Annotated in this window: 22 protein-coding genes and 1 pseudogene; 17 read left to right on the top strand and 6 right to left on the bottom strand. The window is 56.4% G+C overall.

What is annotated here, in order from left to right; all coding sequences use genetic code 11:
* Positions 1-17: 17 nt before the first annotated feature.
* The 6 genes from AC58P5_RS09010 (at position 18) to AC58P5_RS08985 (ending at position 4,259) form a co-directional block, all read left to right on the top strand.
* The gene (locus AC58P5_RS09010; protein WP_497385806.1) at positions 18-626 is read left to right on the top strand and encodes a DUF1796 family putative cysteine peptidase; all 609 of its coding nucleotides are present in this window, start codon (positions 18-20) and stop codon (positions 624-626) included.
* Between the two features lie 236 nt (positions 627-862).
* Positions 863-1,675 carry a glycosyltransferase family 2 protein gene (locus AC58P5_RS09005; RefSeq protein ID WP_497385805.1) on the top strand — a complete coding sequence of 271 codons (813 nt, stop codon included), beginning with the start codon at positions 863-865 and terminating at the stop codon, positions 1,673-1,675.
* Positions 1,672-2,922 (top strand): hypothetical protein, encoded by a 1,251-nt coding sequence (locus AC58P5_RS09000; RefSeq protein WP_497385804.1) that lies wholly within the window; start codon positions 1,672-1,674, stop codon positions 2,920-2,922. The genes AC58P5_RS09005 and AC58P5_RS09000 overlap by 4 nt, the downstream gene beginning before the upstream one ends.
* A 136-nt stretch (positions 2,923-3,058) precedes the next feature.
* Entirely contained in the window at positions 3,059-3,349 is a 291-nt protein-coding gene (locus AC58P5_RS08995; protein WP_497385803.1) for a hypothetical protein, read from the top strand.
* 65 nt (positions 3,350-3,414) lie between these two features.
* Positions 3,415-3,816: an alpha-helical endospore appendage domain-containing protein gene (locus tag AC58P5_RS08990; RefSeq protein ID WP_497385802.1), complete on the top strand. Its 402-nt coding sequence runs from the start codon at positions 3,415-3,417 to the stop codon at positions 3,814-3,816.
* Positions 3,813-4,259 (top strand): hypothetical protein, encoded by a 447-nt coding sequence (locus AC58P5_RS08985; RefSeq protein ID WP_497385801.1) that lies wholly within the window; start codon positions 3,813-3,815, stop codon positions 4,257-4,259. Before AC58P5_RS08990 ends, AC58P5_RS08985 begins: the two co-directional genes overlap by 4 nt.
* Positions 4,260-4,352: 93 nt before the next feature.
* On the opposite strand, the gene AC58P5_RS08980 is transcribed toward AC58P5_RS08985, so the two are convergent.
* The gene (locus tag AC58P5_RS08980) at positions 4,353-5,336 is read right to left on the bottom strand and encodes a ketoacyl-ACP synthase III (RefSeq protein ID WP_497385800.1); all 984 of its coding nucleotides are present in this window, start codon (positions 5,334-5,336) and stop codon (positions 4,353-4,355) included.
* A gap of 246 nt (positions 5,337-5,582) precedes the next feature.
* Between AC58P5_RS08980 and AC58P5_RS08975 the strand changes: the two genes are divergently transcribed.
* Positions 5,583-6,893 (top strand): purine/pyrimidine permease, encoded by a 1,311-nt coding sequence (locus tag AC58P5_RS08975; RefSeq protein WP_497385799.1) that lies wholly within the window; start codon positions 5,583-5,585, stop codon positions 6,891-6,893.
* Positions 6,894-7,110: 217 nt separating this feature from the next.
* On the opposite strand, the gene AC58P5_RS08970 is transcribed toward AC58P5_RS08975, so the two are convergent.
* On the bottom strand, positions 7,111-8,859 hold the full coding sequence (locus AC58P5_RS08970) for a sensor histidine kinase (RefSeq protein WP_497385798.1): 1,749 nt from the start codon (positions 8,857-8,859) through the stop codon (positions 7,111-7,113).
* On the bottom strand, positions 8,856-9,614 hold the full coding sequence (locus AC58P5_RS08965; protein WP_497385797.1) for a response regulator transcription factor: 759 nt from the start codon (positions 9,612-9,614) through the stop codon (positions 8,856-8,858). Before AC58P5_RS08965 ends, AC58P5_RS08970 begins: the two co-directional genes overlap by 4 nt.
* A 241-nt stretch (positions 9,615-9,855) precedes the next feature.
* Between AC58P5_RS08965 and AC58P5_RS08960 the strand changes: the two genes are divergently transcribed.
* Together AC58P5_RS08960 and AC58P5_RS08955 are read left to right on the top strand one after the other, a co-directional pair.
* Entirely contained in the window at positions 9,856-10,854 is a 999-nt protein-coding gene (locus AC58P5_RS08960; RefSeq protein WP_497385796.1) for a M23 family metallopeptidase, read from the top strand.
* Between the two features lie 138 nt (positions 10,855-10,992).
* Positions 10,993-11,913 (top strand): S-layer homology domain-containing protein, encoded by a 921-nt coding sequence (locus tag AC58P5_RS08955; protein WP_497385795.1) that lies wholly within the window; start codon positions 10,993-10,995, stop codon positions 11,911-11,913.
* A gap of 571 nt (positions 11,914-12,484) precedes the next feature.
* Here the strand turns inward: AC58P5_RS08955 and glpX are convergent.
* Positions 12,485-13,459 (bottom strand): class II fructose-bisphosphatase, encoded by a 975-nt coding sequence (glpX, locus tag AC58P5_RS08950; RefSeq protein ID WP_497385794.1) that lies wholly within the window; start codon positions 13,457-13,459, stop codon positions 12,485-12,487.
* A gap of 270 nt (positions 13,460-13,729) precedes the next feature.
* Here glpX and AC58P5_RS08945 point away from each other — a divergent pair, with 270 nt between their 5' ends.
* The 7 genes from AC58P5_RS08945 (at position 13,730) to AC58P5_RS08915 (ending at position 19,675) form a co-directional block, all read left to right on the top strand.
* Positions 13,730-13,921: a GapA-binding peptide SR1P gene (locus AC58P5_RS08945; protein WP_497385793.1), complete on the top strand. Its 192-nt coding sequence runs from the start codon at positions 13,730-13,732 to the stop codon at positions 13,919-13,921.
* The gene (ppdK, locus tag AC58P5_RS08940) at positions 13,890-16,580 is read left to right on the top strand and encodes a pyruvate, phosphate dikinase (protein ID WP_497385792.1); all 2,691 of its coding nucleotides are present in this window, start codon (positions 13,890-13,892) and stop codon (positions 16,578-16,580) included. Before AC58P5_RS08945 ends, ppdK begins: the two co-directional genes overlap by 32 nt.
* A gap of 90 nt (positions 16,581-16,670) precedes the next feature.
* Positions 16,671-17,282: a helix-turn-helix transcriptional regulator gene (locus tag AC58P5_RS08935; RefSeq protein WP_497386052.1), complete on the top strand. Its 612-nt coding sequence runs from the start codon at positions 16,671-16,673 to the stop codon at positions 17,280-17,282.
* Positions 17,283-17,302: 20 nt separating this feature from the next.
* Positions 17,303-18,121: a pyruvate, water dikinase regulatory protein gene (locus AC58P5_RS08930; protein WP_009675440.1), complete on the top strand. Its 819-nt coding sequence runs from the start codon at positions 17,303-17,305 to the stop codon at positions 18,119-18,121.
* 202 nt (positions 18,122-18,323) lie between these two features.
* Positions 18,324-18,668, top strand: a complete 345-nt coding sequence (locus tag AC58P5_RS08925) for a DUF3139 domain-containing protein (protein ID WP_497385791.1) — start codon at positions 18,324-18,326, stop codon at positions 18,666-18,668.
* Between the two features lie 154 nt (positions 18,669-18,822).
* Positions 18,823-19,209 carry a DUF3139 domain-containing protein gene (locus tag AC58P5_RS08920; RefSeq protein ID WP_497385790.1) on the top strand — a complete coding sequence of 129 codons (387 nt, stop codon included), beginning with the start codon at positions 18,823-18,825 and terminating at the stop codon, positions 19,207-19,209.
* A gap of 277 nt (positions 19,210-19,486) precedes the next feature.
* The gene (locus AC58P5_RS08915; RefSeq protein WP_497385789.1) at positions 19,487-19,675 is read left to right on the top strand and encodes a hypothetical protein; all 189 of its coding nucleotides are present in this window, start codon (positions 19,487-19,489) and stop codon (positions 19,673-19,675) included.
* A gap of 371 nt (positions 19,676-20,046) precedes the next feature.
* On the opposite strand, the gene AC58P5_RS08910 is transcribed toward AC58P5_RS08915, so the two are convergent.
* A complete protein-coding gene (locus AC58P5_RS08910; protein WP_009672290.1) occupies positions 20,047-20,271 on the bottom strand; it encodes a helix-turn-helix domain-containing protein in 225 nt (74 codons plus the stop codon).
* A 235-nt stretch (positions 20,272-20,506) separates the two neighbouring features.
* On the opposite strand from AC58P5_RS08910, the gene AC58P5_RS08905 reads away from it, so the two are divergent.
* Positions 20,507-21,232, top strand: a complete 726-nt coding sequence (locus AC58P5_RS08905; protein WP_497385788.1) for a stalk domain-containing protein — start codon at positions 20,507-20,509, stop codon at positions 21,230-21,232.
* Between the two features lie 290 nt (positions 21,233-21,522).
* Here AC58P5_RS08905 and AC58P5_RS08900 read toward each other — a convergent pair.
* Positions 21,523-22,667: pseudogene (locus tag AC58P5_RS08900) on the bottom strand (IS3 family transposase).
* Positions 22,668-22,762: the final 95 nt, after the last annotated feature.

Raw genomic sequence — 22,762 nt, 5'->3', positions numbered from 1 at the left:
AGGGAGACGGAGCGTCCATGGATTTGAGCGGAATAGCCGGAAAGTATGAGATGATTTACAGCCTGGGAGAGAATTGCACCCCCTCCATTCAGTTGAAAAGAATGAACCTGCGTTCGTTTTCGGGCGTATTCGACTGGATGATATCCGAATTGGAAGACATAAGCGGGGTACTGGAAAAAAGATTCCAAGGCTTTATGGAGCTCCCTAATCTGAAAGCGATCGGGGTCGATTACGCAGGCGGCAATTTTTTAATTAAGGATCGAAAATCCCGGATTATTTCAGCGCATGATTTTCCGCAGAATCAAAATCATATTTTCCATCTGGCTTCATATCCGGAATTCAGGAGCAGGCTTGACCGGCGCATCTACCGGACTCTGCATTACCTGACGTACGGCAAACGGCTGCTGTTTGTCCGCACGAACGCGTCTTACGAGGAGGCGCGGGAGCTGGAGCGGGTGCTGAACGGGCTTGTGAATTACGATTACCGGGTATTGATAATCAATCACAGCAATGCCGACGGCATCGCAGACCTGCAGTGGTCCCTCCCCCGGACGTGCGCGGTGGGCTGCTACAGCATCAACCCGGATTGCTGGGATACGCTTTTCAAAGACGTCAGCCTGGGCTGAATCCGGGGACGGGCGGTCCCAAAGGGCCGTCCGCTCCCGGGGCTTTGTGCCGGCAGTTCGCTGCCGGTCCTGCACGGCGGGTGTTCAAGCTCCTTTCAAAGGGCATGGCCCCGCTTACTCCGGCGGAAAAGACAGCCCTTTTTTGCGCGTCTCCACATCCGCCCTCCCGATCCGGCGACCCGGCCCATACGATAGGAAGAAGATGCCGCAGAGAAGGGGACGGAGGTGAGCGGCAGGTGAAGAAAAGACGGAAGACACCGCTTGCGCAAAGCCGGGGCAAAAGAAGCCTGAATACGTACCGTAACGATCCCGCTCCGAAAGTGTCCGTGGTAATTCCGGTCTACAACGAGCGTCGGTCTCTTGCGGCCGTCATACGGGAAGCGTACCGCGTTCATCCGAGCGTGGAGGTGATTGCCGTAGTGAACGGCTCTACGGACGGTTCCCGCCGCATCGTGGAGAAAATGGGACCGAGGATGATCGCGTTCGATACGGCGCTCGGCCATGATGTCGGCAGAGCCGTCGGAGCGCGGGCGGCCAGAGGAGATATTGTGCTTTTTACCGACGGGGATATCGTGATTCCTGCCGCAAAGCTCTCCGCTTTCGTTAAAGCCGTGGAAAACGGGGCCGATGTAGCCATGAACACTTACACCGGTCCGGTCAGGCGTGACAGTGTCCACCGCGTTGTCCTTGCCAAGCATGCGCTGACCGCGATGCTGGACCGGCCGGACCTCGCGGGAACGTCGCTGACGACGATTCCGCACGCGTTAAGCCGCAGGGCGATAGGCGAGATCGGCGCGGAGGCGCTCGCCGTTCCGCCCAAGGCGCTTGCGCTTGCGCTGCGTAAGGGGCTGAACGTCAGGGCCGTGGAATATGCGGCCGTGGGAGCCAAGAATCCGAGGAGGAGAAAGAGCGCCGGAAGCGATCCCGTCGGGGACTTGATCATAGGCGATCATCTGGAAGCGCTGCATGTCTGGATCGGAGCCGCAGCGTATTCGGAGGGGGCGGCAGTGCTCGCTCCCCGCGGAGACAGGGAAGGAGGGAGCGGATGAAGCGGCAGACGACTAAGAAGAAGCCGTCCGGCACAGCGAAAGGGCTGAAGCCGCGAAACCGCACGAGGACCCGCGACGGAAGCCCCGGGAAATCCGGCGCGAAGGCGAAAGGGGGAACGTCCCTGAAGGGACGGCGGCTTGCCGAGCTTGCGGCAGCCGGGCGGAGACTGGGAGGTCTGCTCGCCGCAGGTTTACCGGTCCGGTCCGCTCCCGCAGACGGAGAAGAAGGCGGCTCCGCCCAGACTGAGGAAGCGCAGGCGCGCAGACAGATGAACGATCTCTGGGTCCGCCACGGCGGAGTGCTAAGCGGTCTGAACCCCGCAGGACCGGAGTATGCGGCCGCCGCATCGGCTTTTGCGCAGGGGTACTGCGAGGGAGCGGGGCTGCCGGATAAAGGCTGGTTTCCGCTTCCTTCGGATCTGCGGGTGTCCGCCGTCATTCTTTTACACAGTGCGGGAACGGAAGCCTTCACTGTGCAAGATTCACCCTTGCTTAGACTGCTCGGGGAGCTGGAGAGGCTGGCTCTGCACGAGGTTATCCTCGCTTCGCGTGACGCTGCGGTTACACCGGCGCTGGTTCAAGCGGCTGCGGTCCCTCGCCTTGGGGCGGAAGTGAAGCTTGTTGGCGCCGGGGCCGGGTCCTCCAGGGGTGGAGACGAAAGGCTGGCGGCAGCGGAGGCGGCGGAAGGCGACATCCTGGTGTTCCTGGATGCGTCCGTGCCTTCTGCGGCGGAAGAAATCGCGGCGCTTGCCGGCGCTGTTGCCAAGGGAAGCGATGCCGCCTTGTACGGCGTTTCCGCGGAGCTGCCCCTCTTTCACAAGCGCCCGCCCGAAGTCATGGCGAAGCAGTTCGTCAACTACACGCTGGGCCGCCGGGATTTGCGGGCGGACAGCTTGACCGTCCTGCCCCATGCCTTGTCCCGCCAGGCGGTGACAAAGCTCGGGGCGGAGATCTCCCATCCCGCCAGAGCGCATGGGGCCGCTCTGCTGGAAGGCATCGCGGTTTCCTCCGTGCGGCCTTCCGGCGGGAATACGCGGTCCGCGAGGGGCGATCGGCTTTTCGCCTGGCTGGACCGGAGCAGGGCCTCGGACCATCTGGAAGCGCTCAGGCTCGCTATGGAAAGGCTCGGTCCGCGGCTTTTCTATCCGGACAATTGGCGCCGCCGGGGATATGCTGCGGATACGGCCTCTCCGGGTATAGCGGAGGAGACGTCCGCCACGGAGGATTTTTCACGGGAAAGCATGTGAAGCCGGAACTGATGAAGCGCGGACTGCCAAACCCGGTCAAACTCGGGATGCCGTCTTGTCCGCGGACACCGGCGGTACTCCGTGCATATACTTTTGAATAAAGAAACCCGGGCAGTGCAGGAGAAGGAGGTACGGGATGGAACGCGAAAAAGACACGCTGGTGAGGCATATTTCCAGATCACATTTGGAACTCGCCAAAATTCTTCATTATAAAAGCGAGGTAGCCGCGCATATGGCGGGACTCATCGGTCAAATTCCGGATGAAAACCCGGCCTTCGCGGATATCGAAACGCTTCTTAACCAGTCGGTTAACGTGACGCGGAATGTAACGAGTTACTTGTCCTCGCTCGCGGATCTGGAGGAAGCGCTGGCGACCAATCTTGGGCTTGCCGTGAAGGAATTGGAAAACGGCGAAGAGAACGAGTAACCTCCGATAGACGGGAGCCATAAGCTGGAAGGAAATTGCCGGAAGTGGATGCGGAGAGCCGAAACGTGCGGAATCGGAAGTCGGGCAGGGCGGAATACGCAAGGCATGAAAAGAAAGAAAGGCGGGCGGAGCTTGTGAGCAGGGAAGTCTCCTTCGTACGGATTCTCCAGTCCGTGGCGCAAATGCAGGTGAGCATCGCGTCGATACTGGAAGCGAAAGCGGCGGAAGCCGAAAAATCGAAAGCGTGGATATGCGGTCATCTGACGGCGCAGCAGTTTGCCACGCATCAGGATCAGGTGCAGCAGCCTCTGGAAATTCATGACGGTTTGATCGAGCTGATTGAGGCGATGACTAGAATGGAACAATCGCTTGGCAGACATCTGCAGATTGTAATCGGGGAACAGGAAAATCAGCCGGGCGGTGGTGCTGGCGATTACTCCGAGCTGCTCGGAGGCGGGACCAAATGAACCCGCGCCTGACAGAGGAGGCTTGGAAGATCGAGATGCTGCAGGCTTTGGCCCGCAGCCAGCGGGCGATGCTGCGCGTAACCGAGGCGGCCGCCGCACTGCCGGGAGCCGCTGCATCGGCTGAGGACCCCTCCCGCGGAGCAGCGGGTACGGCGGGCTGGAGTCAGCCCGCCGACCTGCTGCTTCCGCCGGAGGAGTTTCCCGGAGGCAGCGGGCCCGGTTCCTCGGCCAGCGGGCTTCTGCAGACGCTGGCCGCCTATCATTTTGTGCTGCAGCGCAAAATAGACCTGCTGCTGCAGCCGCGACGCCGCCGGTCGATGACCGCCGCGAAGCCGTGGCTGCAGCAGCAGGTCTGCTCGGGCACGCGGGCGCTCGCCGGCCCCGGCGCGGAAGCATCCGGCGGGAACGCTGCCGGAGCGGCGGCTTCCGGACCGGCAGGATGAGCCGGGCGGAAGGAGCGGAAGCCGCCTGCGCTGGCGTATGCGCGCAGGTGTGAGCGGGAGCGCAAGCTCCGGCGGGAGCAAGTGCCGCGGGGCTTATCCCCAGCGCACAAGCAGCCCCCCGTGGACGAGTCCGCCGCCGAAGCCGTAAAGCAGCAGCAGATCGCCCGGCTTGATTTTGCCTTCTTTCAATCCCATATGAAGCGACAGCGGAATGGTGGCTGCGGAGGTATTGCCGTAATACTCCAGGCTGTACAGCGTTTTCTCGACAGGGAAATCCATACGCTCGCAGACGGATTCGATAATGCGCAGATTAGCGCTGTGCGGGATAAACCAGTCTACCTCGGACATCGCCATACCGGCCGAATCCAGCAGAGCGCTTACCCCTTTGGGAACCGTGCCGACCGCGAATTTATACACTTCCCGGCCGTTTTGGACAAGCTTTCCGGCACCGTCCAGAGCTTTCTCTCCGATCCGGTCCGCCAATCCGGAGCGGTACAAATGCACGCCGCCCGTACCGTCCGAGCCCAGATGGTGCCCGAGGAATGCGCCCGGAGCGTCGCCGGCTGCCGCCTCAACGAGAGCGGCCCCCGCACCGTCGCCGAGCAGAATGCACGTGGTGCGGTCCGTATAGTCGGTAATAGCCGACATGTGATCGGCGCCGATCACAAGAATTTTGCGGTGCAGCCCCGCCGTTATAAAAGCGTTCGCCGTATGAAGCGCGTACACGAATCCGGCGCAGGTCGCGTTCAGGTCGAGAGCGCCCGTAGACGGGATGCCGAAGTGCGCCTGCAAGAGACAGGATACCGTGGGGAAAGGAAGATCCGGCGTATTGGTCGCCGTCAGGATCAGATCCACATCCTCCAGAGAAACCCCGTATTCGGCGATCATGTTATCGATGGCGGAGATGCACATATGACTCGTATATTCTCCGGGAGCGGCAATCCGTCTTTCCCGCATGCCGGTTCTTTGCACGATCCATTCGTCGTTCGTTTCCACCAGGCGCTCCAGGTCGGAGTTCGTCAATCTTTTCTCGGGAACATAGCTGCCGACCGCGGAAATTCTTGCTTTCGAATTCATCCGATCACCTCATCGATAATATGGTAGTTGATAATAGTACCAGGTACTAAATTTAACTTACACTAAAAAGGACCTCTCTGTCAATCGGCCGATAGTATGCTGACGGAATTCGTCTGTGACCCGGTAAAAAGTTTTTTCCCGATTTCTTGCCAAACTTTGTCCGGGTGGGATATGATTATTTTTTTAACATACCTTAAGACTGTAAAGATTTCTTTATAGTCAAGCCCGACAAGGAGTCTTGTTCCCATGAAATTGTTTTTTTCTACGATTCAGTGGCTGGCCTTTATTCTGGCCGGGAGCCTGGTCGCTCCGCTTGCCGTAGGCAATGCGCTGCATCTTCCGCCCGCGGATATCGCTACTTTTATGCAGCGGACTTTTCTGCTGATCGGCATCTCCGCTCTGCTGCAAACGCTTTTCGGCCACAAACTGCCGATGATGGAAGGCCCCGCCGGCCTATGGTGGGGTATCTTCGTTGTGTATGCGGGCTTGATCTCCTCGGGTGCTCTGGCGCTTGCGGACGGTCTTCGCCAGCTTGAAATGGGCATGCTTTTGACGGGAGCGCTGTTCCTGCTGCTCGGCGCCCTGGGGTGGATCGGAAAAATCCGCAAGCTGTTCACGCCTCTCGTTACAGGCACGTACCTGCTGATTCTGGTCGCTCAGCTCAGCGGTTCTTTTATGAAAGGACTGCTTGGAATCGGCTATCTGCAAGATGCCGTGGATTCGCGCGTTGCTCTGCCGGCCTTCGCCGTGCTTCTGCTTTCGATGCTCCTGCCGCGGACCCGCAGCCGGTTCCTGCGGAATTACTCGATCCTGCTTGCGCTGCTGACCGGTTGGGTCTTGTTTATGCTGCTGGGTATCGCGCCGGACGTACCGGCCTCGGATTCGGCATTCGCTCTGCCGGGGATTTTCGAGTGGGGACTTCCCCAGTGGGATGCGGGCATCCTGCCGACGTCCGTCCTGATCGGTCTGCTGCTGCTCGCGAACCTCATTGCAAGCATTCAGGTCGTGGAAAAGGTTTCTGCCGATAAAACTGCGGCCGCACCCCCCGTGAACTACAACCGCACGAGTCTGATGATGGGCGTCTCGACGGCGCTCGGCGGCTTGTTTTCCGCAATGGGCTGCGTGCCCATTTCCGGAACGGCGGGTTTCATACTGACGACGGGGCTGGTTCAGCGTCTGCCGTTCGTGCTGGCCTCGGTGTGCATGGTGCTGATCAGCCTGTTTCCGCCGGTTACGGCCATCTTCACCTCTCTGCCGATGCCGGTAGGCTATGCGGTCATCTTCGTGCCGTTCGCTTCGATGATCGGTCTCGCGCTGCGCGAATATCATTCGCTCAAAGGCGGGGACCGCGATTATTTTATCATCGGGGTATCGCTCATGATCGGCATCGGCAGTTTGTTTGTACCCGCTGCGGCGATCGCCCAGCTTCCGGGCCTGGTCCGTACGGTGGCCAACAACGGGCTCGTGCTGGGGATGCTCGTCTGCATCGTCCTGGAGCAGTTTTTTCTTTACCGGGAACGTTCCGCGCGCAAAAAAGAAGCCTCCGGGACGGTGTAAGCCGCCGTCCGGATGTAAAAAAAAGCCTCTGACAGACCGATGCGTTATATGCGCATCTCCTCTGTCAGAGGCTTTTTGCTTGCCGCGACATCATCGCGGGAGCACGAGTCGCCGGGTCCCCTGCTGCGGCGCCTGGCGGAGGCTCTTGCGGCGTCGCTGCCCCGCGCAGCCCACCCGCGTACTAACGCTTCGCGTGTCTCAGCCGCGGCTGCCGCTTCTACAGCGTCACGGTTACGGCCGTCCCCCGTCCCGGCTCGCTTTCCGCCGCAATGGAGCCGCCCAGCCGCAAAGCCAGCTGCCTGGCTATCGCCATGCCGAGGCCGGTCCCGCGGGTGGTGCCTTCCGTGTTCGTCCCGCGGTAATAGCGGTCAAACAGCTTATCGAGGGTCTGCTTGTCCATGCCGATACCGTTATCTTCCACGCGGAGGACGAAACCGCCTGGCGAGGAAGCGGCCCCCTCCGGCGCTTTCCGAAGAAATACCCGAATCTGCGTGGACGGAGGATTATGGCGTACGGCATTGGCAACGAGGTTGTCGAGGATGCGGCGGAGCGCCTGCCGGTCAACGGAACGGACAAGCGCTTCGTTTTCCGGCTCGAACGACACATTGGCGTGGGCGAACTCGGCATCGTTCACAACCCCCAGAATACAGCGGCGCACGAATTCGTTGAGTTCGGTTTGCTCCGCGGCCTGGGGCCGCTCGTCGTTGCTGAGACGGAACGTCAGACTAAGATCGCCGATCAGCTCATCCATAAAGTCCGCCTTGTCTTTGATGATGGCGGCAAACTCCCGGATTTCCCGTTCCGTCCACGTGTAGTGGGGCGCTTCTAGCATATGGGCGTACCCTTTAATGGAAGCGAGCGGTGTTTTCAAATCGTGCGAGATGCCGGAGATCCATTCGTCCCGCGTCCGCTCCAGACGCCCGCGGGCTTCCTCGCCGGAACTCAAAGCGCCGGACAGATGCTGCATCGACTGCATCACATCGCCGTAAAGGCGGTAGCGCCGCTTCAGGCGCCCGTCCCTGCGCCGGCTGCCCGATCTCCCCTCCGCGCCGCCCGGCTCCGTGTATTCACCCCGGCTGAGCCGGTGCAGCCACGCGAGGATATGCACGAGCGGCGTGCCGAAACGGTGACCGTACCAGAACGCCGCTCCGACGAGCAGCACAAGCATTCCGGCGGCGAGGGCGACGAACGCCGTGAGCACGACCTGCGCTTCCGTAGCCGGGAAGACGTTCTGCTCCGTGCTGCGCGCGGGGGCATGGACGATCCAAGTGCGGCCGTCCTCCAGGCTGCGCGAAGCGGAGGCGTACCCGTAACGCTCGCTGTATTGGCGGCGGAGCGCCAGATCCTGCAGCGTATAGGCCGCGGGGATCGAATCCGGCCGGTTGTACGAAGCGAGCTCCCTGCCGCTGCGGTCGAGAAGCTGGAGAACGGCGCCGGACCGGTCCAGCTGCTCCCGGATGGAGGCGGGTATCTCCGGCTGCTTGTCCCCGGGCGGTCCTGCGGCGAAAATCTCGTCCAGCAGAACGTTTTCGGCGCTGCGCTTTCCGTAGAGCAGCGTGTAGGTCCGGCCGTCTTTTTCTTCGATCCAGAGAAAAAGGGAATAGGGGAACGGCTTGTTTCCCGTCCAGTAATCGATAAATTGCCCGGGCTCGTACTGGGCCGGAACATCGGCGGGCGTCCCGTAGGAGCGGATAACCGCCCCGGTTTCGTCCACCGCCTGCAGCCAGCCGCCGGACCGGAGCGCTTTGTCCAGCAGGGCTTCGTCGAAGATCAGCTTCCCGTTCTCCGTACGGACCGTTTGAACGAGCATGGACATGCCGGCTTTGCTGAAATCGCGGTTCATTTCGAGCTTCGCCATGCCGGTGAACATATAGGCGACGGCTCCGCCGATCAGCAGCAGAATAAAGCCGCTCACCGTCACAAGCTGGATGACAAAACGGAGAATCAGCCGTTTTCGGACCGTCACGGTACGCGTACCTCCTGCGGGGCCGCCGGACGTACAAGCTTGTAGCCGAGTCCGCGCACGGTCACGAGAAAGCGGGGATCGCCGGGATTTTCCTCGATTCTTTCGCGTATGCGGTGAATATGCACCATCACGGTATTGTCGTCCCCGCAGCTGTCCGTTCCCCATACCTGCTCATACAGCTGCTGCTTGCTGAAAATCCGGTTCGGATGGCGACACAGAAAAACAAGCAGCTGAAAAACGAGCGCCGGGCACGCCGTGCTTTGACCCTGCACCCGGAGTTCCCCGGCCTGCACGTGTATCTGGAAGCGCTCATAGTCGTAGTGTTCGGGAGCTTCATCCGCCGCTTGGGCGGCAGAACTTGAACCTCCTGCTTCCGGCACGATTCGAGCATTTCGTCTCAAGCGGGCTTTGATGCGTGCCGCCACTTCCAGTGGGTTAAACGGTTTTGTCACATAATCGTCTCCCCCCAGAGCAAAACCGGTGAGTTTATCGAGATCCGAGCCCCTGGCGGTCAGAAAAAGAATCGGCGCATCCGTTTCGGCGCGCAGCAGCGGGCAAATATCGAAACCGCTTTTGCCGGGGAGCATGACATCCAGAACAATCAGATCATAAGTCTGCCGCTTGCTGGCCTCCAGGGCCTCTTCGGCGGTCGAGACGGTATCGATCCGTGTAAAACCTTCTTTGGCAAGAACTTTCTCCAGCATATGCAAGAGAGCCGGTTCGTCGTCGACGATCAGCAGCCGGGGTTCTTTCATAGGAAACCGCTCCTTTATTTCATCCTTTTACTCATCATATCACGATCGGGTGAACCCGTCTGAAACAGCACCTTAACGGAACCTTAACGAAAAGGAAAAAGAAAGGCTTTGAAAATAAGCTTCAGGTAATGCGGCGTTTCGGCTGCGGTAATGTCCGCATGATACGCTAAACGTGCCGGAGCAGACAGATGATGAGACAGAGGCTCCGGGATCTTATAGAAATCGTAGAGGAGAGGGAGATATGAAACTAAGAACGACGATCTGGGGGATGGCCGCCGTACTGCTGCTGCTTCCGGGACTTACCGGTTGCGGCGGGACGGAGCCGTCTTCTGCCGTTTCGCCCGCGCCCCCGGCAGCTTCGCCGGATACGGAGCAAGAGGAGAAGTTTGAGCCGGGGAACCTGGGGGCCCTGTTTTTGCAGGGGAAAATCAAAGAAATTTACAGCCGCTTCAGCCCTGAATTCAAGAAAGAAGTGAGCCCGGAGCAGTTGAGCGAACTGGCCGGGGATTTCAATAAAGATGTCCGCGAGTATAAGCTGCAAAGCAAATTACCCCTCGGGGATGGAGATCGTTACGTATGGACGGACGAGTCGGGGCAAAAAGGGCTGACGGCCGCTATTGACGGCAAGAGGATCATACAGGGGCTTCAATTCGTGCCCCTCAAGACGTATCCGGCTTCGGACGAAGCATTCAGCCGGACGGAGTTTTCCCTGCCTTTCTCGGGGGAGTGGACGGTGTTCTGGGGCGGAACGAACGTGCTTCTGAATTATCATTACGAGCATGAATCCCAGCGGTACGCCTACGACCTCGTGCAAATCAAGGGAACATCGAGCTATGCGGGAGATCCGGGCAAGCTGGAGAGCTATTACGCGTACAATCAGGAAGTGACGGCCCCGGCTCCCGGAATCGTGAAAGCGGTGGAGAACGGCAGGCCGGATAACGAAATCGGGAAAACCGACGAGAAAAATCCCGCCGGCAATCACGTGGTCATCGATCACGGAAACGGAGAGCACAGCTTTCTCGCCCATTTCCGGAAAGGCACCATTACGGTAAAGCCCGGGGAAAAAATCGAACGGGGACAGCTTCTCGGCCGTGTCGGAAATTCGGGCAATACGAGCGAACCCCACATTCATTTTCACGTTGCTGACGGAGCGGATTTGTCCGGGTCGAAGTCTGTCCGCATCCGCTTCGAGGGGGGAGCCGCACCCAAGCAGGGCGACGTTATAAAGGGAGTCCGCTAAGAACCGGATGTCCTCCATTCTTTTTGTCGAAAGCCGCTCTTTTATCTATAGAAGGAATTTATGGAATCGGTTAAAATAGGTAAAAGAGATGCAACATATCGCATGAACGGCTCGTCAGAAGGAGTGGAGGTGAACATTATGAAAAAAATGACGAATATCGTCCTGTTGGCCTCGTTGCTCGTGTTCTCGCTCGGTTCCTCGGCTTTCGCGTTTTCGGATTTGAAGGGCAGCCCGGATGAGGCGGCCATTCAATCTTTGCAGGCAAAAGGAATCGTTGAAGGTATGGACGGCGACCGGTTCGCACCGAATACATCGATGACGGCGGCTCAGGGCGTACAATTGATCGTTAAAGCACTTGATTTGAATCTGGGGAAAATCCGTTTCATCCGTGCGCCTAAAGCGAGCGACAGCTTCACGAAAGCCAAGGATGACGTCTGGTATTCCGAATCGTTCATCATTGCCGCTATGAACAGTCTTCCGATCGGCCGGGATATCGATCCCCAACAGACGTTGACACGGGAGCAGTTCGCCGAATGGCTTCATGCCGCGGTGGAGAAATCAGGCCCTTATCCGGTTGCGAACATGTTTGTGAACATTGCGGATCAGGCAGAAGTGACGCCAGGCAGCATGAACGCGATTCAGGTTCTGCTCCTGACCAAAATCGCCAAGCTTGACGATGCGTCGAAATTCAATCCGAAGAAGCCCGTTACCCGCGCCGAAGCGGCTGTAATGGCTTATAACGCGATGGAATTCGTTGCCAAGCACAGCAAGGCGGAGGAGCCTGCGACAGCTCCTTCCGAGGAAGAAGGCGTTAAGGTCATCGTGGAGAAACAGAGCGATGAGCTTAACAAGGTAACCCTCTCCCGCGGCCTTCAGCCTAACCCGGGATACGCCATTACCATTGACCGGGTTGACTACGTTTCGGATTCGGAAGCCGTAGCCTACTACACGCTGCACAAGCCCGCTCCGAATAAAATGTATCCGGCCGTCATGACCGAAGCGAAAGCTTCCGTCACGGTCAAAGCCGGCTATAAGGTATCGGCTAAGCCGTCGAAGTAAACGGCCGCGGCATAAAGTTCCGCAAGTCCGGCAGAAGGGGAGTGTAGCTCCTCCGCTGTCCCGGACTTAGGGCGATGCCCGGCATCCCGAACACCTCCCTGAAATCGCGGTATCCGATTTCAGGGAGGTGTTCGGCGTTTACGGGCAAGGCGGGGACAAGGGCTGCATGGGGCAACAAAAGGAAGGCCGCTATGCGGAAGCCTTGGCGGCTCTATTCCGGATAAAAAGCGGATTAATTCTGCCTGAGACGGAATAGGAAACGATCATTTCGCTGTAGTGGCCGGACAACCCAAAAAGGACGCGGATCATTTAGATCGCGTCCTTTTTGTTATTCACTGGTGCAAGGAAGAGGAACGTCCGCCAGAAGAAGAGGCATGGTTACGGGCACTCGGCGCCGGGTATTGGAGAGAGCGAAGGTCAGGCTCCCGTATCGTTGTTTCCCATCTACCGCCGCTGCCGGGTATCCTTGCCTGGGAGCCGTTCCGTCCGGGGGAAAGCTGCCACAGGCAAACCTGCCAGCAAAGCAAATTTATAAGGATTATAACCCCGAAACCCCGAAACCCGTTTAACCCTAACCTAACACCGCCACGGCCACCGGCTTGCTCGGCAGATGGTGAATCGAGCGGACGTACCGGATCGTCCGCGTTTTCGCGCGCATGACGATGGAGTGCGTTTCGGCCCGCTCGGCGGACAGAAAGCGCACGCCGCCCAGGAAATCGCCCGGCGTGATGCCCGTTGCGGCGAAGATGACATCGTCGTCGCCGATCATATCCGGCAGGCGCAGCAGCTTCGCGGGATCGTCGATGCCCATAGCGCGGCAGCGCGCCGCATCCTCTTCGCCGGACGGCATGAGACGGCCCTGCAGCTCGCCGCCCAGACAGTGCAGCGCGGCCGCGGCCAGCACGCCTTCCGGCGCACCGCCGGAGCCGATGTAGAGATCGACGCCGGATTCCGGGAACGCTGGCGCCATCGCTCCGGCCACATCGCCGTCGCTGAGCAGCTTGAGCCGGACGCCGACCCGGCGCAGCACGGCGATGTGCTCCGCATGGCGTTCGCGGTCGAGGATCGAGACCGTCAGATCGGCGATGTTCTTGTCGAGCAGGCGGGCCGCCGACCGCAGCGTCTTCTCCAGCGGCTCGTCCAAGCTCAGCTTTCCGCAGAGCGCGGGTCCGACGGCCAGCTTTTCCATATACATGTCGGGCGCATGCAGGAGCTTGCCTTTGTCTGCGGCCGCGATAACGGCGAGGGCATTGTTGAGCGCCTTGGACACGAGCTCCGTGCCTTCAACGGGGTCGACGGCAATGTCGACTTCCGGTCCGTCCCCGCTGCCTACGCTCTCTCCGATATAGAGCATGGGCGCCTCGTCCATCTCGCCTTCGCCGATCACGACGGTTCCTTTCATGGAAACGGAACGGAAGGATTCCCTCATTGCGGCGGTTGCGGCGCCGTCCGCCTCGTTCTTATCCCCGCGACCCATCCAGCGGGCGGCCGCAAGAGCGGCGGCTTCCGTCACACGTACAATTTCCAAGGACAATTCTCTCTGCATCTTCTATTTTCCCTCCACACGTTTAATATGACTCATATATAAATTAATGTGTTGTACTAAATAATAATATATGATATAAAATAAGTGAAATCAATCCTTGTTTGAGGATTATTTTGAAATATGCAGCCCAAATGCTGCATTTTATACTCATGATGGGACGGACGTTCCTCTTTTTTAAAAGAATGAAAGGGATTTCATCATGAAGGGGTTTATGACGTCATATATCTTCATTAAGAACCAACAACCAATCACAGAGGAGCGATGAAAACAATGAGCAAGGCGAAATCGGACGTCATGCTGGGAACTCTGCTCTGCAAATGGTGCAATGAAATCGTAGGGGAATTGGATACGGAGAAAGTGACTTTGTATTACACGCAATGTAAAGATGGCGCCTGCCGGGCAGCCGTAGACGAAGAGGGAGTGGGACACAATGAGCAAGCAATGGCTGATGCACTTTTATGAGGGAAATCAAACACTAGCGGGGCTTCTTGGCGGCAAGGGCGCCAATTTGGCCGAAATGACCCGGGCGGGGCTTGCCGTTCCCCCGGGGTTCACTCTGACTACCGAAGCTTGCAGAGCTTACTATATAGAAAGCCGGCTGCCGGACGGTTTGTTCGCGGAAGTGCGCGAAGCGATGGCGGAGCTTGAACAGCGCAAAGGACAGCATTTCGGGGACGCGGCTTCGCCGCTCCTCGTCTCAGTCCGTTCCGGTTCGGTCACGTCCATGCCGGGCATGATGGATACGATTTTAAACCTTGGACTCAATGACGACACAGTGGAAGGCTTAGCCGCCGCCACGAAAAACCCGCGTTTCGCCTATGACTGCTACCGCCGCCTGATTCAGATGTTCGGCAGCGTCGTTTTCGGAATCGAAGGAGCCTGGTTCGAGAAAAAACTCCACGCGCTGAAACAGGCCGCAGGCACGGAAGCGGACCAGGATATCCGGGCGGAAGACTGGCAGGAACTGATCGGCACATATAAAGCGCTTATTCTGAAAAGAGCGGGCGTTCCGTTTCCGCAGGACGTTTACGAGCAGCTCCGGCTGGCCGTCGAAGCGGTTTTCCGTTCCTGGAACAACCAGCGCGCACAAATTTACCGCCGGTTGAACGGAATCCCGGACGAACAGGGAACCGCCGTCAACATCCAGGCGATGGTATTCGGCAATCTTAACGAAGAAAGCGGTACGGGCGTTGTGTTTACACGCAATCCGAGCACGGGAGAGAGAGTTCTGTTCGGCGAGTACCTGACGAATGCGCAGGGGGAAGATGTCGTCGCGGGCGTACGTACGCCGCAACCGATCGCCAAGCTGGCGGGGGACATGCCTGCCGTTTACGAAAAGCTTGTGGGGATGGCGGAGCTGTTGGAGCGGCACTACCGGGATATGCAGGATATCGAATTCACCGTTGAAAACGGAACTCTGTATATGCTCCAGACGCGCAACGGCAAAAGAACGGCTCAAGCGGCCATGAGAATCGCCGTAGAGCTCGTCCAGGCGGGCATCCTGACGAAGGAAGAGGCGCTGCTCCGCGTAGAGCCTTCGCATTTGGACCAGCTCCTTCATCCGAGCCTGGATGAAAGCGAAGCTCCGGCCGCGCTGGCGACAGGCCTTCCGGCATCGCCGGGGGCGGCCTGCGGACAGGCCGTCTTCACGGCGGACGAAGCCGACGCCTGGGCCCGTGCGGGCAAAGCCGTCATTCTCGTCCGCACGGAAACGACGCCGGAAGATATCCACGGCGTGCTCGCTGCGCGAGGCGTGCTGACGTCCCGCGGCGGCATGACGAGCCATGCGGCGGTCGTGGCGCGCGGCATGGGCAAGCCGTGCGTCTGCGGCTGCGAGCTGCTGGCCATCGACAGCGAGGAGAAACAGGCCGCCATCGGCGGGCTGGCGATCCGCGAAGGCGACTGGCTCACGATCGACGGCGCCACCGGGCGCGTCATGATCGGCGAAGTGCCGCTCAAGGAAGCGGATATGTCCGCCGAGCTTCAGCTTATGCTGGAGTGGGCGGACGACGTGCGGCAGATGAAGGTGTACGCCAACGCGGACAATCCCGAAGACGCGGCGAAAGCGCGCGGCTTCGGAGCGGAAGGCGTCGGCCTGTGCCGCACGGAGCACATGTTCCTGTCGCCGCAGCGGCTGCCGATCGTCCAGGAGATGATTCTGGCCGATTCGGATGCGGCCCGCGGAGCCGCGCTGGAGAAGCTGCTGCCGGTGCAGCAGGGCGATTTCGACGCCATCTTCCGCGCGATGGCCGGCCTGCCCGTGACGATCCGGCTGCTGGACCCTCCTCTGCACGAGTTTCTCCCGAACCTGGAGGAGCTTGTGGCCCGCCATGCGCAGCTTACCGCCGCACGGGCAGGCGCTTCCGGTCCGGATGCCGAGCTGCAGAAGCTGGAGTTCCTGATCCGCAAAGTACGCGGCCTGCACGAAGTGAACCCGATGCTGGGACAGCGGGGCTGCCGGCTGGGCATTCTGTTCCCCGAAATTTACAGCATGCAGGTCGAAGCGATTTTCGGGGCGGCCCTGGCCTGTCTGAAAGACGGCGTGGATGTCTCGCCGGAAATTATGATCCCGCTCGTGGGACACGCCAACGAGCTGCGCATTATGCGCGGACTGGTGGACGAGGTCGCGGACCGCATGCTCGGCGGCCTGCGCGCCCAGGTCAACTACCGCGTCGGCACGATGATCGAGGTGCCGCGGGCCGCGCTGACCGCGCCGCAGATCGTGCAGCATGCCGACTTCTTCTCGTTCGGCACGAACGATCTGACGCAGATGACGTTCGGATACAGCCGCGACGACGCGGAGGGCAAGTTCCTCACGCATTATGTCGACAGCAAGCTGCTGCCGGACAATCCGTTCCAGGTGCTGGACCGCGACGGTGTCGGCCAACTGATCGAACTGGCCGTTACCCGCGCGCGCGCCGCGAAGCCGAAGCTCAAAACCGGCGTCTGCGGCGAGCATGGCGGCGATCCGAAATCGATCCGGTTCTGCCGGGAAACCGGGCTCGATTATGTGTCCTGCTCCCCTTACCGCGTGCCGCTCGCGCGCATAGCGGCCGCGCAGGCCGAAATCGAGATCGCCGCGGAAGAAGCGGCCGCCGGGCAGCAAAAGATTGTATCCTGACCGCATTTTATATATCATGGAGATATACCCGATTCACCTGCGGGAATCCGCCCGTGAGGAGTGAGAGTCATACAGCTGTCTCAGCGCCAGATGGAAATTCTGGAATTCATTCATAAGCAAGCGCCCATAACCGGGGAGCAGATTGCCGAACAGCTTGGCGTAAGCCGTCCTACCATCCGCTCGGATCTGTCTCTATTGGTGATGCTCGGCCATATCAACGCGAAGCCGAAAGTCGGTTATTTTCCGAACCAGTCGTTTCGCGAAGAACAGGCGGTTGGGCTGAAACTGAAAGTCAAACAGGTGCAGTCCATGCCTGTCATCGTACGCAAAACCGCTACCGTGGGCGACGCCGTCGTCGCCCTTTTTGTAGATAACGTGGGCGGTCTGGTCGTAGCGGATGAAGAAGGCATGCTGCTCGGCGTCATTTCGCCGAAAGACCTGCTGAAAGTGACACTGGGCAACCCTGCGGCCGCCTCCATGCCGGTTTCGCTGGTTATGACGCGCAAGCCGCAGCTCGTTACGGTGACTCCCGATGACGACGTCATCGAAGCCGCCCGTAAAATGGCGGAGAACCAAGTCGATATGCTGCCTGTGGTCGTGCCCCATGAGAACGGCAGCGATACGCCGTCTCTGGAAGTGGTAGGGCGCATCTCCAAAACAACAATGACCAAAGTGCTGCTCGACGCAGCCAGGAAGTGGTAAGGAAGGGGAACACATACCGGATGGTTCAGGATGCACATGAGGCGCAGCAAACGATCACAATCTGCTCCGATTCTGTCGGAGAGACGGCGGAGACGGTCGTACGCGCCACAATCCGCCAGTTTAACGGCCACAATGTCAAGATGCGGCGCATCGGACACATTAAGCATGAAGATGAAATCCGCGAGATTATGGAGGAAGTGCACCGTGAAGGCGGCTTCGTCGCTTACACGCTCGTCCAGCCTGAACTGCGGGAAATGATGAAAGAAGAGGCGATCCGCCTGGGCGTCCGCGCCATCGACATCATGGGGCCCATGATGCAGGCGTACATCGACACGTTCGACGGGGCGCCGAGCCGTAAGCCCGGCCTCATGCATGAGCTCGACGACGCCTATTTCCGGCGGGTCGAGGCTATTGAATTCGCCGTCAAATGCGACGACGGGCGCGATACCACCTCGATGATGAAAGCCGACATCGTGCTGATCGGCGTGTCCCGCACCTCGAAGACGCCGCTGAGCATTTTCCTGGCGCATAAGGGCTACAAAGTCGCGAACTTTCCGCTCGTGCCCGAAGTGAAGCTTCCGAAGGAGCTGTTCGAGTTCCCCGGCAGCCGCATCGTGGCCCTCACCATGAACGCGGAGAAGCTCTTCAAGATCCGGATCGAGCGGCTGAAGACGCTGGGTCTGCCGTTCGGCTCCCAGTATGCCACCATGAACCGGATCAACGAGGAACTGGAGCATGCCAGCAGCATTGCGAAGCGTCTCCGCTGCCCGGTCATTGACGTGACGGACAAAGCCATCGAGGAGACGGCGGGTCTGATCATTGAGTTTTTGCAGGCGTAACGCCAACTGCATGAGCGGTTGGGTGAAGCTCCCCGGTTATGGACCGGGGGGCTTTTTTTGGTTGGATTTTTACATAGACAGTAAGTAGAAGGAGGATTAAAAGGGGGTATCCAATATTTGACATTGACTAGTTGTGACGTTAGCATGAAATTATCTTGACCTGGCCTCGGCCCTATTTGGTGAAAAAGGAGCGGCGGAATTCATGCCTTCTGTCCGAATCAAAAAATCCTCTGTGATCATCGGGACCGTTTTCCTGCTTCTTGCGCTCTCCCCCTTTGTTTATTCCCGGTATACCCTATATAAACTCGAAAGAGGAGTTCTGGCTTATTTAACCGAAACGAAGCACTACGAAGAGAAGGAAATCCTCAGCATTGAGGCAAAAATCAGCAAGACGCCGAAATATCCGATCTATGTAAAATTCGCGGACGAACCTGATGTAACGTATCTTTACTTATACAGGGACGATAAGTACATTCAATTTCCTCCCACCAGGGATGTTCGGGGGAACCTGATTCTTCACAAACATACCGAAAAAGAGACGCTATGATCGTTTTAAGCAGCCGCTTGCAAACTGCTGTTCCCGCCTTTTTTATCCATAGCCGTCCGCTTTTATCAGGGAGAAGATCATGCGAAACCATATCCCGAACGCCGTATCCTTTGGAATCTTCCTATGATTATTGTAAAAAGAGGGGGGAGCTATCGTGAAAAATAGAAGACTTTATTATTTTCTGGGAGTAATAGCAATTCTGCCGGCTTGGTATTTTATAGACATTCGAATGAACATCCATAACTATGAAAAAGAGCTAAGAAATTACCTCATTGAGTCCAGGAAATATGCCGATGAGGAAATTTTAAGTATCAAGGGGAAGCATAGTAAACTTCCTGCGTACCCTGTTTACGTTAAATTCAAGGATGAACCCGACGTAACCTATGTGTACAGCCATAACGGAGAAAAATGGAATCAACTCCAAGGGGCTCGTGATCAATATGGAAATTTGCCCAAGTACAAACATGATGAAAACCCGAATATTAATAGGGAAGATCACGGTCGAGGAACTGCAAAAAGAGGCGGAAGCTTTAGTTGCTAAGATGAGGACCCTGGGTTCTGTGAATGGGAGTTGATTAACTTTTGACCTATTTTATTACTTTCATACTTAACTTTATAGTAGCTTACTTTATTTATGACGATTCCAATTTTTTTAAACCTTTCATCCATTCTATCTTTATACTGATTTTTGTGGCTGGGATGGATTTAATTTCGAAAAACAAAAAGAAAATAAAAGACCATTAAAGTGAAAGCACAAATAAGAAATAAATAACGGAGGATGGGCTGATTGATTCGATACGCAAGGAGGTTTTGTGATCGTGAAAGACGTAATAACCGCAATGGTAATCGCAATTCTTATAACAATAGCCTCCTCTTTTGTTGAAAATACCTTTAGCATTTCTTTTTTCGTGATTATCGCCGTTATCTGTTTCGGTGTTCCTGCGATTGTTGAAAAGATAAGCAAATATATTTCGAAAGATAAAAAGAGTAAGCAATTTAAAGGTTAATGGAGGATGACGGATTAAAGATAGGGAATTTGTCATCCGGTCACTTTGACACGGTTTTCAGCAGCTCGTTATAATGGCCTTGTTCTTCCTCTCTTGTAACAAAGTGCGTATGCTCTTAAAAGCAAACAGCGAAGCGAATTTGCAGCGGACGGCTACGGCCGCAAGCGTTTAAACGCAGCTCAAAGCACGGCCAACCGAATATATCAAACCAAAGTCGTCCAATCTGGGCGGCTTTTTTATTTATCCATCCGTCTTTAAAGATTTCAATAATAGCGTTGTACAAAAAAACACCCCCAAAAACAAGAAAAGACCTTCCGTTATCCCCAAAGGATGACCGGAAGGTTTTCTGTGCCCTGGCAAGGGTGGCTGCGTCAGATTTTTAGCTCCCCGAGCTTGATTAGCTCGACTACCGCCTGTGAACGACCTTTTACATTCAACTTTTGCATGACATTCGAGATATGGTTACGCACGGTCTTCTCACTGATAAAAAGCTGCTGTGCGATATCCTTCGTCGTTTTGTCCTGTACGAGTAATTCGAAGACTTCGCGTTCACGATTTGTGAGTAAGAATTTGTTTTTATGGTCGCTGCCCTTCAAGTTGTCATCCCTCCTTGCTCGGGTTTTGGAATAATTACAAGGGTAAGGGATACAGTCAACTTAGTGTATGAAGGGCGCTTATTAATGGTGCGATGGCGGGGGAAAAATAGGCGGGAACAGAGGTTGTTTTACTACCCGCGATCCCTTATACCGATTTTGATAATCGTTTGTAACAAATCCCGATCGTCCCTGTTGTAAACTGTTCTGGAGGGCATTAGGGAGGGAGATTCGAGCCATGCGGAAAAGATGGATGGCGGCAGGCATGACGGCGGCGCTGCTGGTCGGCATTACGGCCGGCGCTTACGCGACGAGCAATCTGAAGGAAATCAAAGCTTTTTTAAACCCGGATTTGCAGGTGGATTTGAACGGCTCTGCATTTACGCTGAAAGATGAGCAGGGGAACGATCTGGTCCCCATCACGTATGAAGGCAATACGTATCTGCCTCTCCGGGATCTTGCGCAGCGGCTTGATTTGAGTGTCGCTTGGGACGGCAGCAACAATAAAGTCCTTCTGAAAGACAAACCTTACGTGGAATTTTCCGAGGAGGACGAGGCCCTGCTTGAGAAATACGGATACGGATTCCGGTTTCCGCGGTGGCTGGAGAACATGATGGTGAGCGTCATACCGGAGGAAAACGTGAAAACGTCCATCGAGGAAGGGCGTTTGGACAAGCGGGCCCAGTCGCTGACACTGATCCATTATATGGTTCAGGATGAGGATTTGCACCGTCTGCACGACGTGGTAGCCCGTATCGAAGTGTACAAGAAAGAGGACTGGCCCGAGGTGAAGAAAACGACAGCCGGCGCAGAAGTTCTCGGCGAGAACGACCGGTACGTGTATATCGCGAAGAAGGCCGCGGAGAATCCCTACGAACCCGGAACGCTGGATGCGGAAGGCTTCGAGGATTTGCGGGATTGGCTGGATCTGCATGAGTATTACTTTACTTTGAGCGGCAAATGAGCGGACAGGACATTATTTAGTTAATCACTAGTTTTATAGGCGGAAAACAAAACGTCTCCGGGAGGGGGCGTAAATCATAAAAATAAATTGAAATAACAAAAGACTGCTTTTGCTAGCAACAAAAATTAGACTTCATGCTTAACGGTTTAAAGCAGCAATGATTTTTTAATATATGATCGTTTCAGAAAATGACAAAGACGGTACAAATAATTATAGGTAAATAAAAAACATCAACAGTGGTTAGAGACTGACCCCCGTATTTGAGACAGGGATCAAAACACCTTGCAAATTTAAGCAAGTCGATTGAAATACACCGGCGACTGGTTATTAAGTTTCGTTTGAATGCGAATTAGTTACAGTACTGGAAGTAGTCTCGAACGGTCTGTTCAACGAATGCCGTCGTTGTGCAGGTGGTGAGTCCTCGAGGTGGAACGTTTCAGACTTTAGTGTGGAATGAAACGATTCGATGGGGCATTATCAGCGGGCGTACTCTTACGGGACATGCTCATGTTAATGCCTTTTCCTTTTACTGCACGATGGTAAGCCTCGGACGTATATGCGCTGGCCTGATCGCTGTGCATCAACAGATGAGTCCGTTTCGAAAGTTGATTCGGCGTGTGCAAAACCAGGGACGTGTCTTGCTTGTTTGCTATACTGTAAGCCACAACTTGCCCATTATACAGGTCCAGAATACTCGAGAGGTACAGCATTTTGCTTTCAAACGGTAAATAGGTGGTGTCTGTTACCAGCTTTCGTAAAGGTGCCTCGGAATGAAGTTGACGCTTCAGCACGTTTTTAGCGGAAGGTGCAGGTTGTCCGGTGATCTTTCGTTTTTTCATCCTCACACGGCATTGTAGTCCTTCGCGCTGCATAATCCGCTGGCGCTGAACTCGCTTTTGGTTCATGCGCTGCTGAGCTCGAAGGAGTGCCGTAATTTTTCGGTACCCATACCGGAATTTATGACGGATGCAAAGTTCCCGGATTTTATTCTGCCGTTGGATCGGTACATTCTTCCGCGGCTGCTTTCCAGCCGTAGTAGGTAGCTCCTGCGATTCCGAGCCACGCACAAGCCTCCGTTACCGTTACTTCTTCTCGAATAAGTTGGATCCAGGCTAGGACGACCTTGGGTTTCAGCTCCTTTCCATTTCCTTGTACTTTTTTAGCCACTCTACTTGCTGCTTCAGAAAGAAGTTTTCCGCTTTTACCTTTTAGAGCTCCGAAGCATGTTCAGGCCTTTTCCATTGATGTATTGCTTACCGACAGGCTGCTCCAGACGATGTAGCTCCCCCTTTTCGATACCACTTCATCCATGTCTTCAGTTGGGACCTATTCCGTATGCCTAACTGTTCATGAACTCAATTACCGGAACTCCTGCCAGTTTCATTTCGATGGCTTTTGTCTTTATTTCCAAGGGATAGCTTACTCGATTTGCCAACGCAAAACACCTCCAAGATTGTCTCCATATCTTACGACATGGGTTCATTTCCTTGAAGGTGTTTTGATTTGTCTCACGCTATCGGGTCAGTCTCG

The organism is Paenibacillus sp. JT31N7 (assembly GCF_059692095.1).
The sequence above is the reverse complement of the archived record's forward strand: the minus strand, read 5'-3'. Positions and strand labels throughout refer to the sequence as shown.

Bases quoted from the DNA above. Each gene is read 5' to 3' on its own strand.
- AC58P5_RS09010 (WP_497385806.1), top strand. From the start codon at position 18: ATGGATTTGAGCGGAATAGCCGGAAAGTATGAGATGATTTACAGCCTG.
- AC58P5_RS09000 (WP_497385804.1), top strand. From the start codon at position 1,672: ATGAAGCGGCAGACGACTAAGAAGAAGCCGTCCGGCACAGCGAAAGGG.
- AC58P5_RS08995 (WP_497385803.1), top strand. From the start codon at position 3,059: ATGGAACGCGAAAAAGACACGCTGGTGAGGCATATTTCCAGATCACAT.
- AC58P5_RS08985 (WP_497385801.1), top strand. From the start codon at position 3,813: ATGAACCCGCGCCTGACAGAGGAGGCTTGGAAGATCGAGATGCTGCAG.
- AC58P5_RS08980 (WP_497385800.1), bottom strand. From the start codon at position 5,336: ATGAATTCGAAAGCAAGAATTTCCGCGGTCGGCAGCTATGTTCCCGAG.
- AC58P5_RS08975 (WP_497385799.1), top strand. From the start codon at position 5,583: ATGAAATTGTTTTTTTCTACGATTCAGTGGCTGGCCTTTATTCTGGCC.
- AC58P5_RS08965 (WP_497385797.1), bottom strand. From the start codon at position 9,614: ATGAAAGAACCCCGGCTGCTGATCGTCGACGACGAACCGGCTCTCTTG.
- AC58P5_RS08960 (WP_497385796.1), top strand. From the start codon at position 9,856: ATGAAACTAAGAACGACGATCTGGGGGATGGCCGCCGTACTGCTGCTG.
- AC58P5_RS08955 (WP_497385795.1), top strand. From the start codon at position 10,993: ATGAAAAAAATGACGAATATCGTCCTGTTGGCCTCGTTGCTCGTGTTC.
- glpX (WP_497385794.1), bottom strand. From the start codon at position 13,459: ATGCAGAGAGAATTGTCCTTGGAAATTGTACGTGTGACGGAAGCCGCC.
- AC58P5_RS08945 (WP_497385793.1), top strand. From the start codon at position 13,730: ATGAGCAAGGCGAAATCGGACGTCATGCTGGGAACTCTGCTCTGCAAA.
- ppdK (WP_497385792.1), top strand. From the start codon at position 13,890: ATGAGCAAGCAATGGCTGATGCACTTTTATGAGGGAAATCAAACACTA.
- AC58P5_RS08935 (WP_497386052.1), top strand. From the start codon at position 16,671: ATGGAAATTCTGGAATTCATTCATAAGCAAGCGCCCATAACCGGGGAG.
- AC58P5_RS08930 (WP_009675440.1), top strand. From the start codon at position 17,303: ATGGTTCAGGATGCACATGAGGCGCAGCAAACGATCACAATCTGCTCC.
- AC58P5_RS08925 (WP_497385791.1), top strand. From the start codon at position 18,324: ATGCCTTCTGTCCGAATCAAAAAATCCTCTGTGATCATCGGGACCGTT.
- AC58P5_RS08905 (WP_497385788.1), top strand. From the start codon at position 20,507: ATGCGGAAAAGATGGATGGCGGCAGGCATGACGGCGGCGCTGCTGGTC.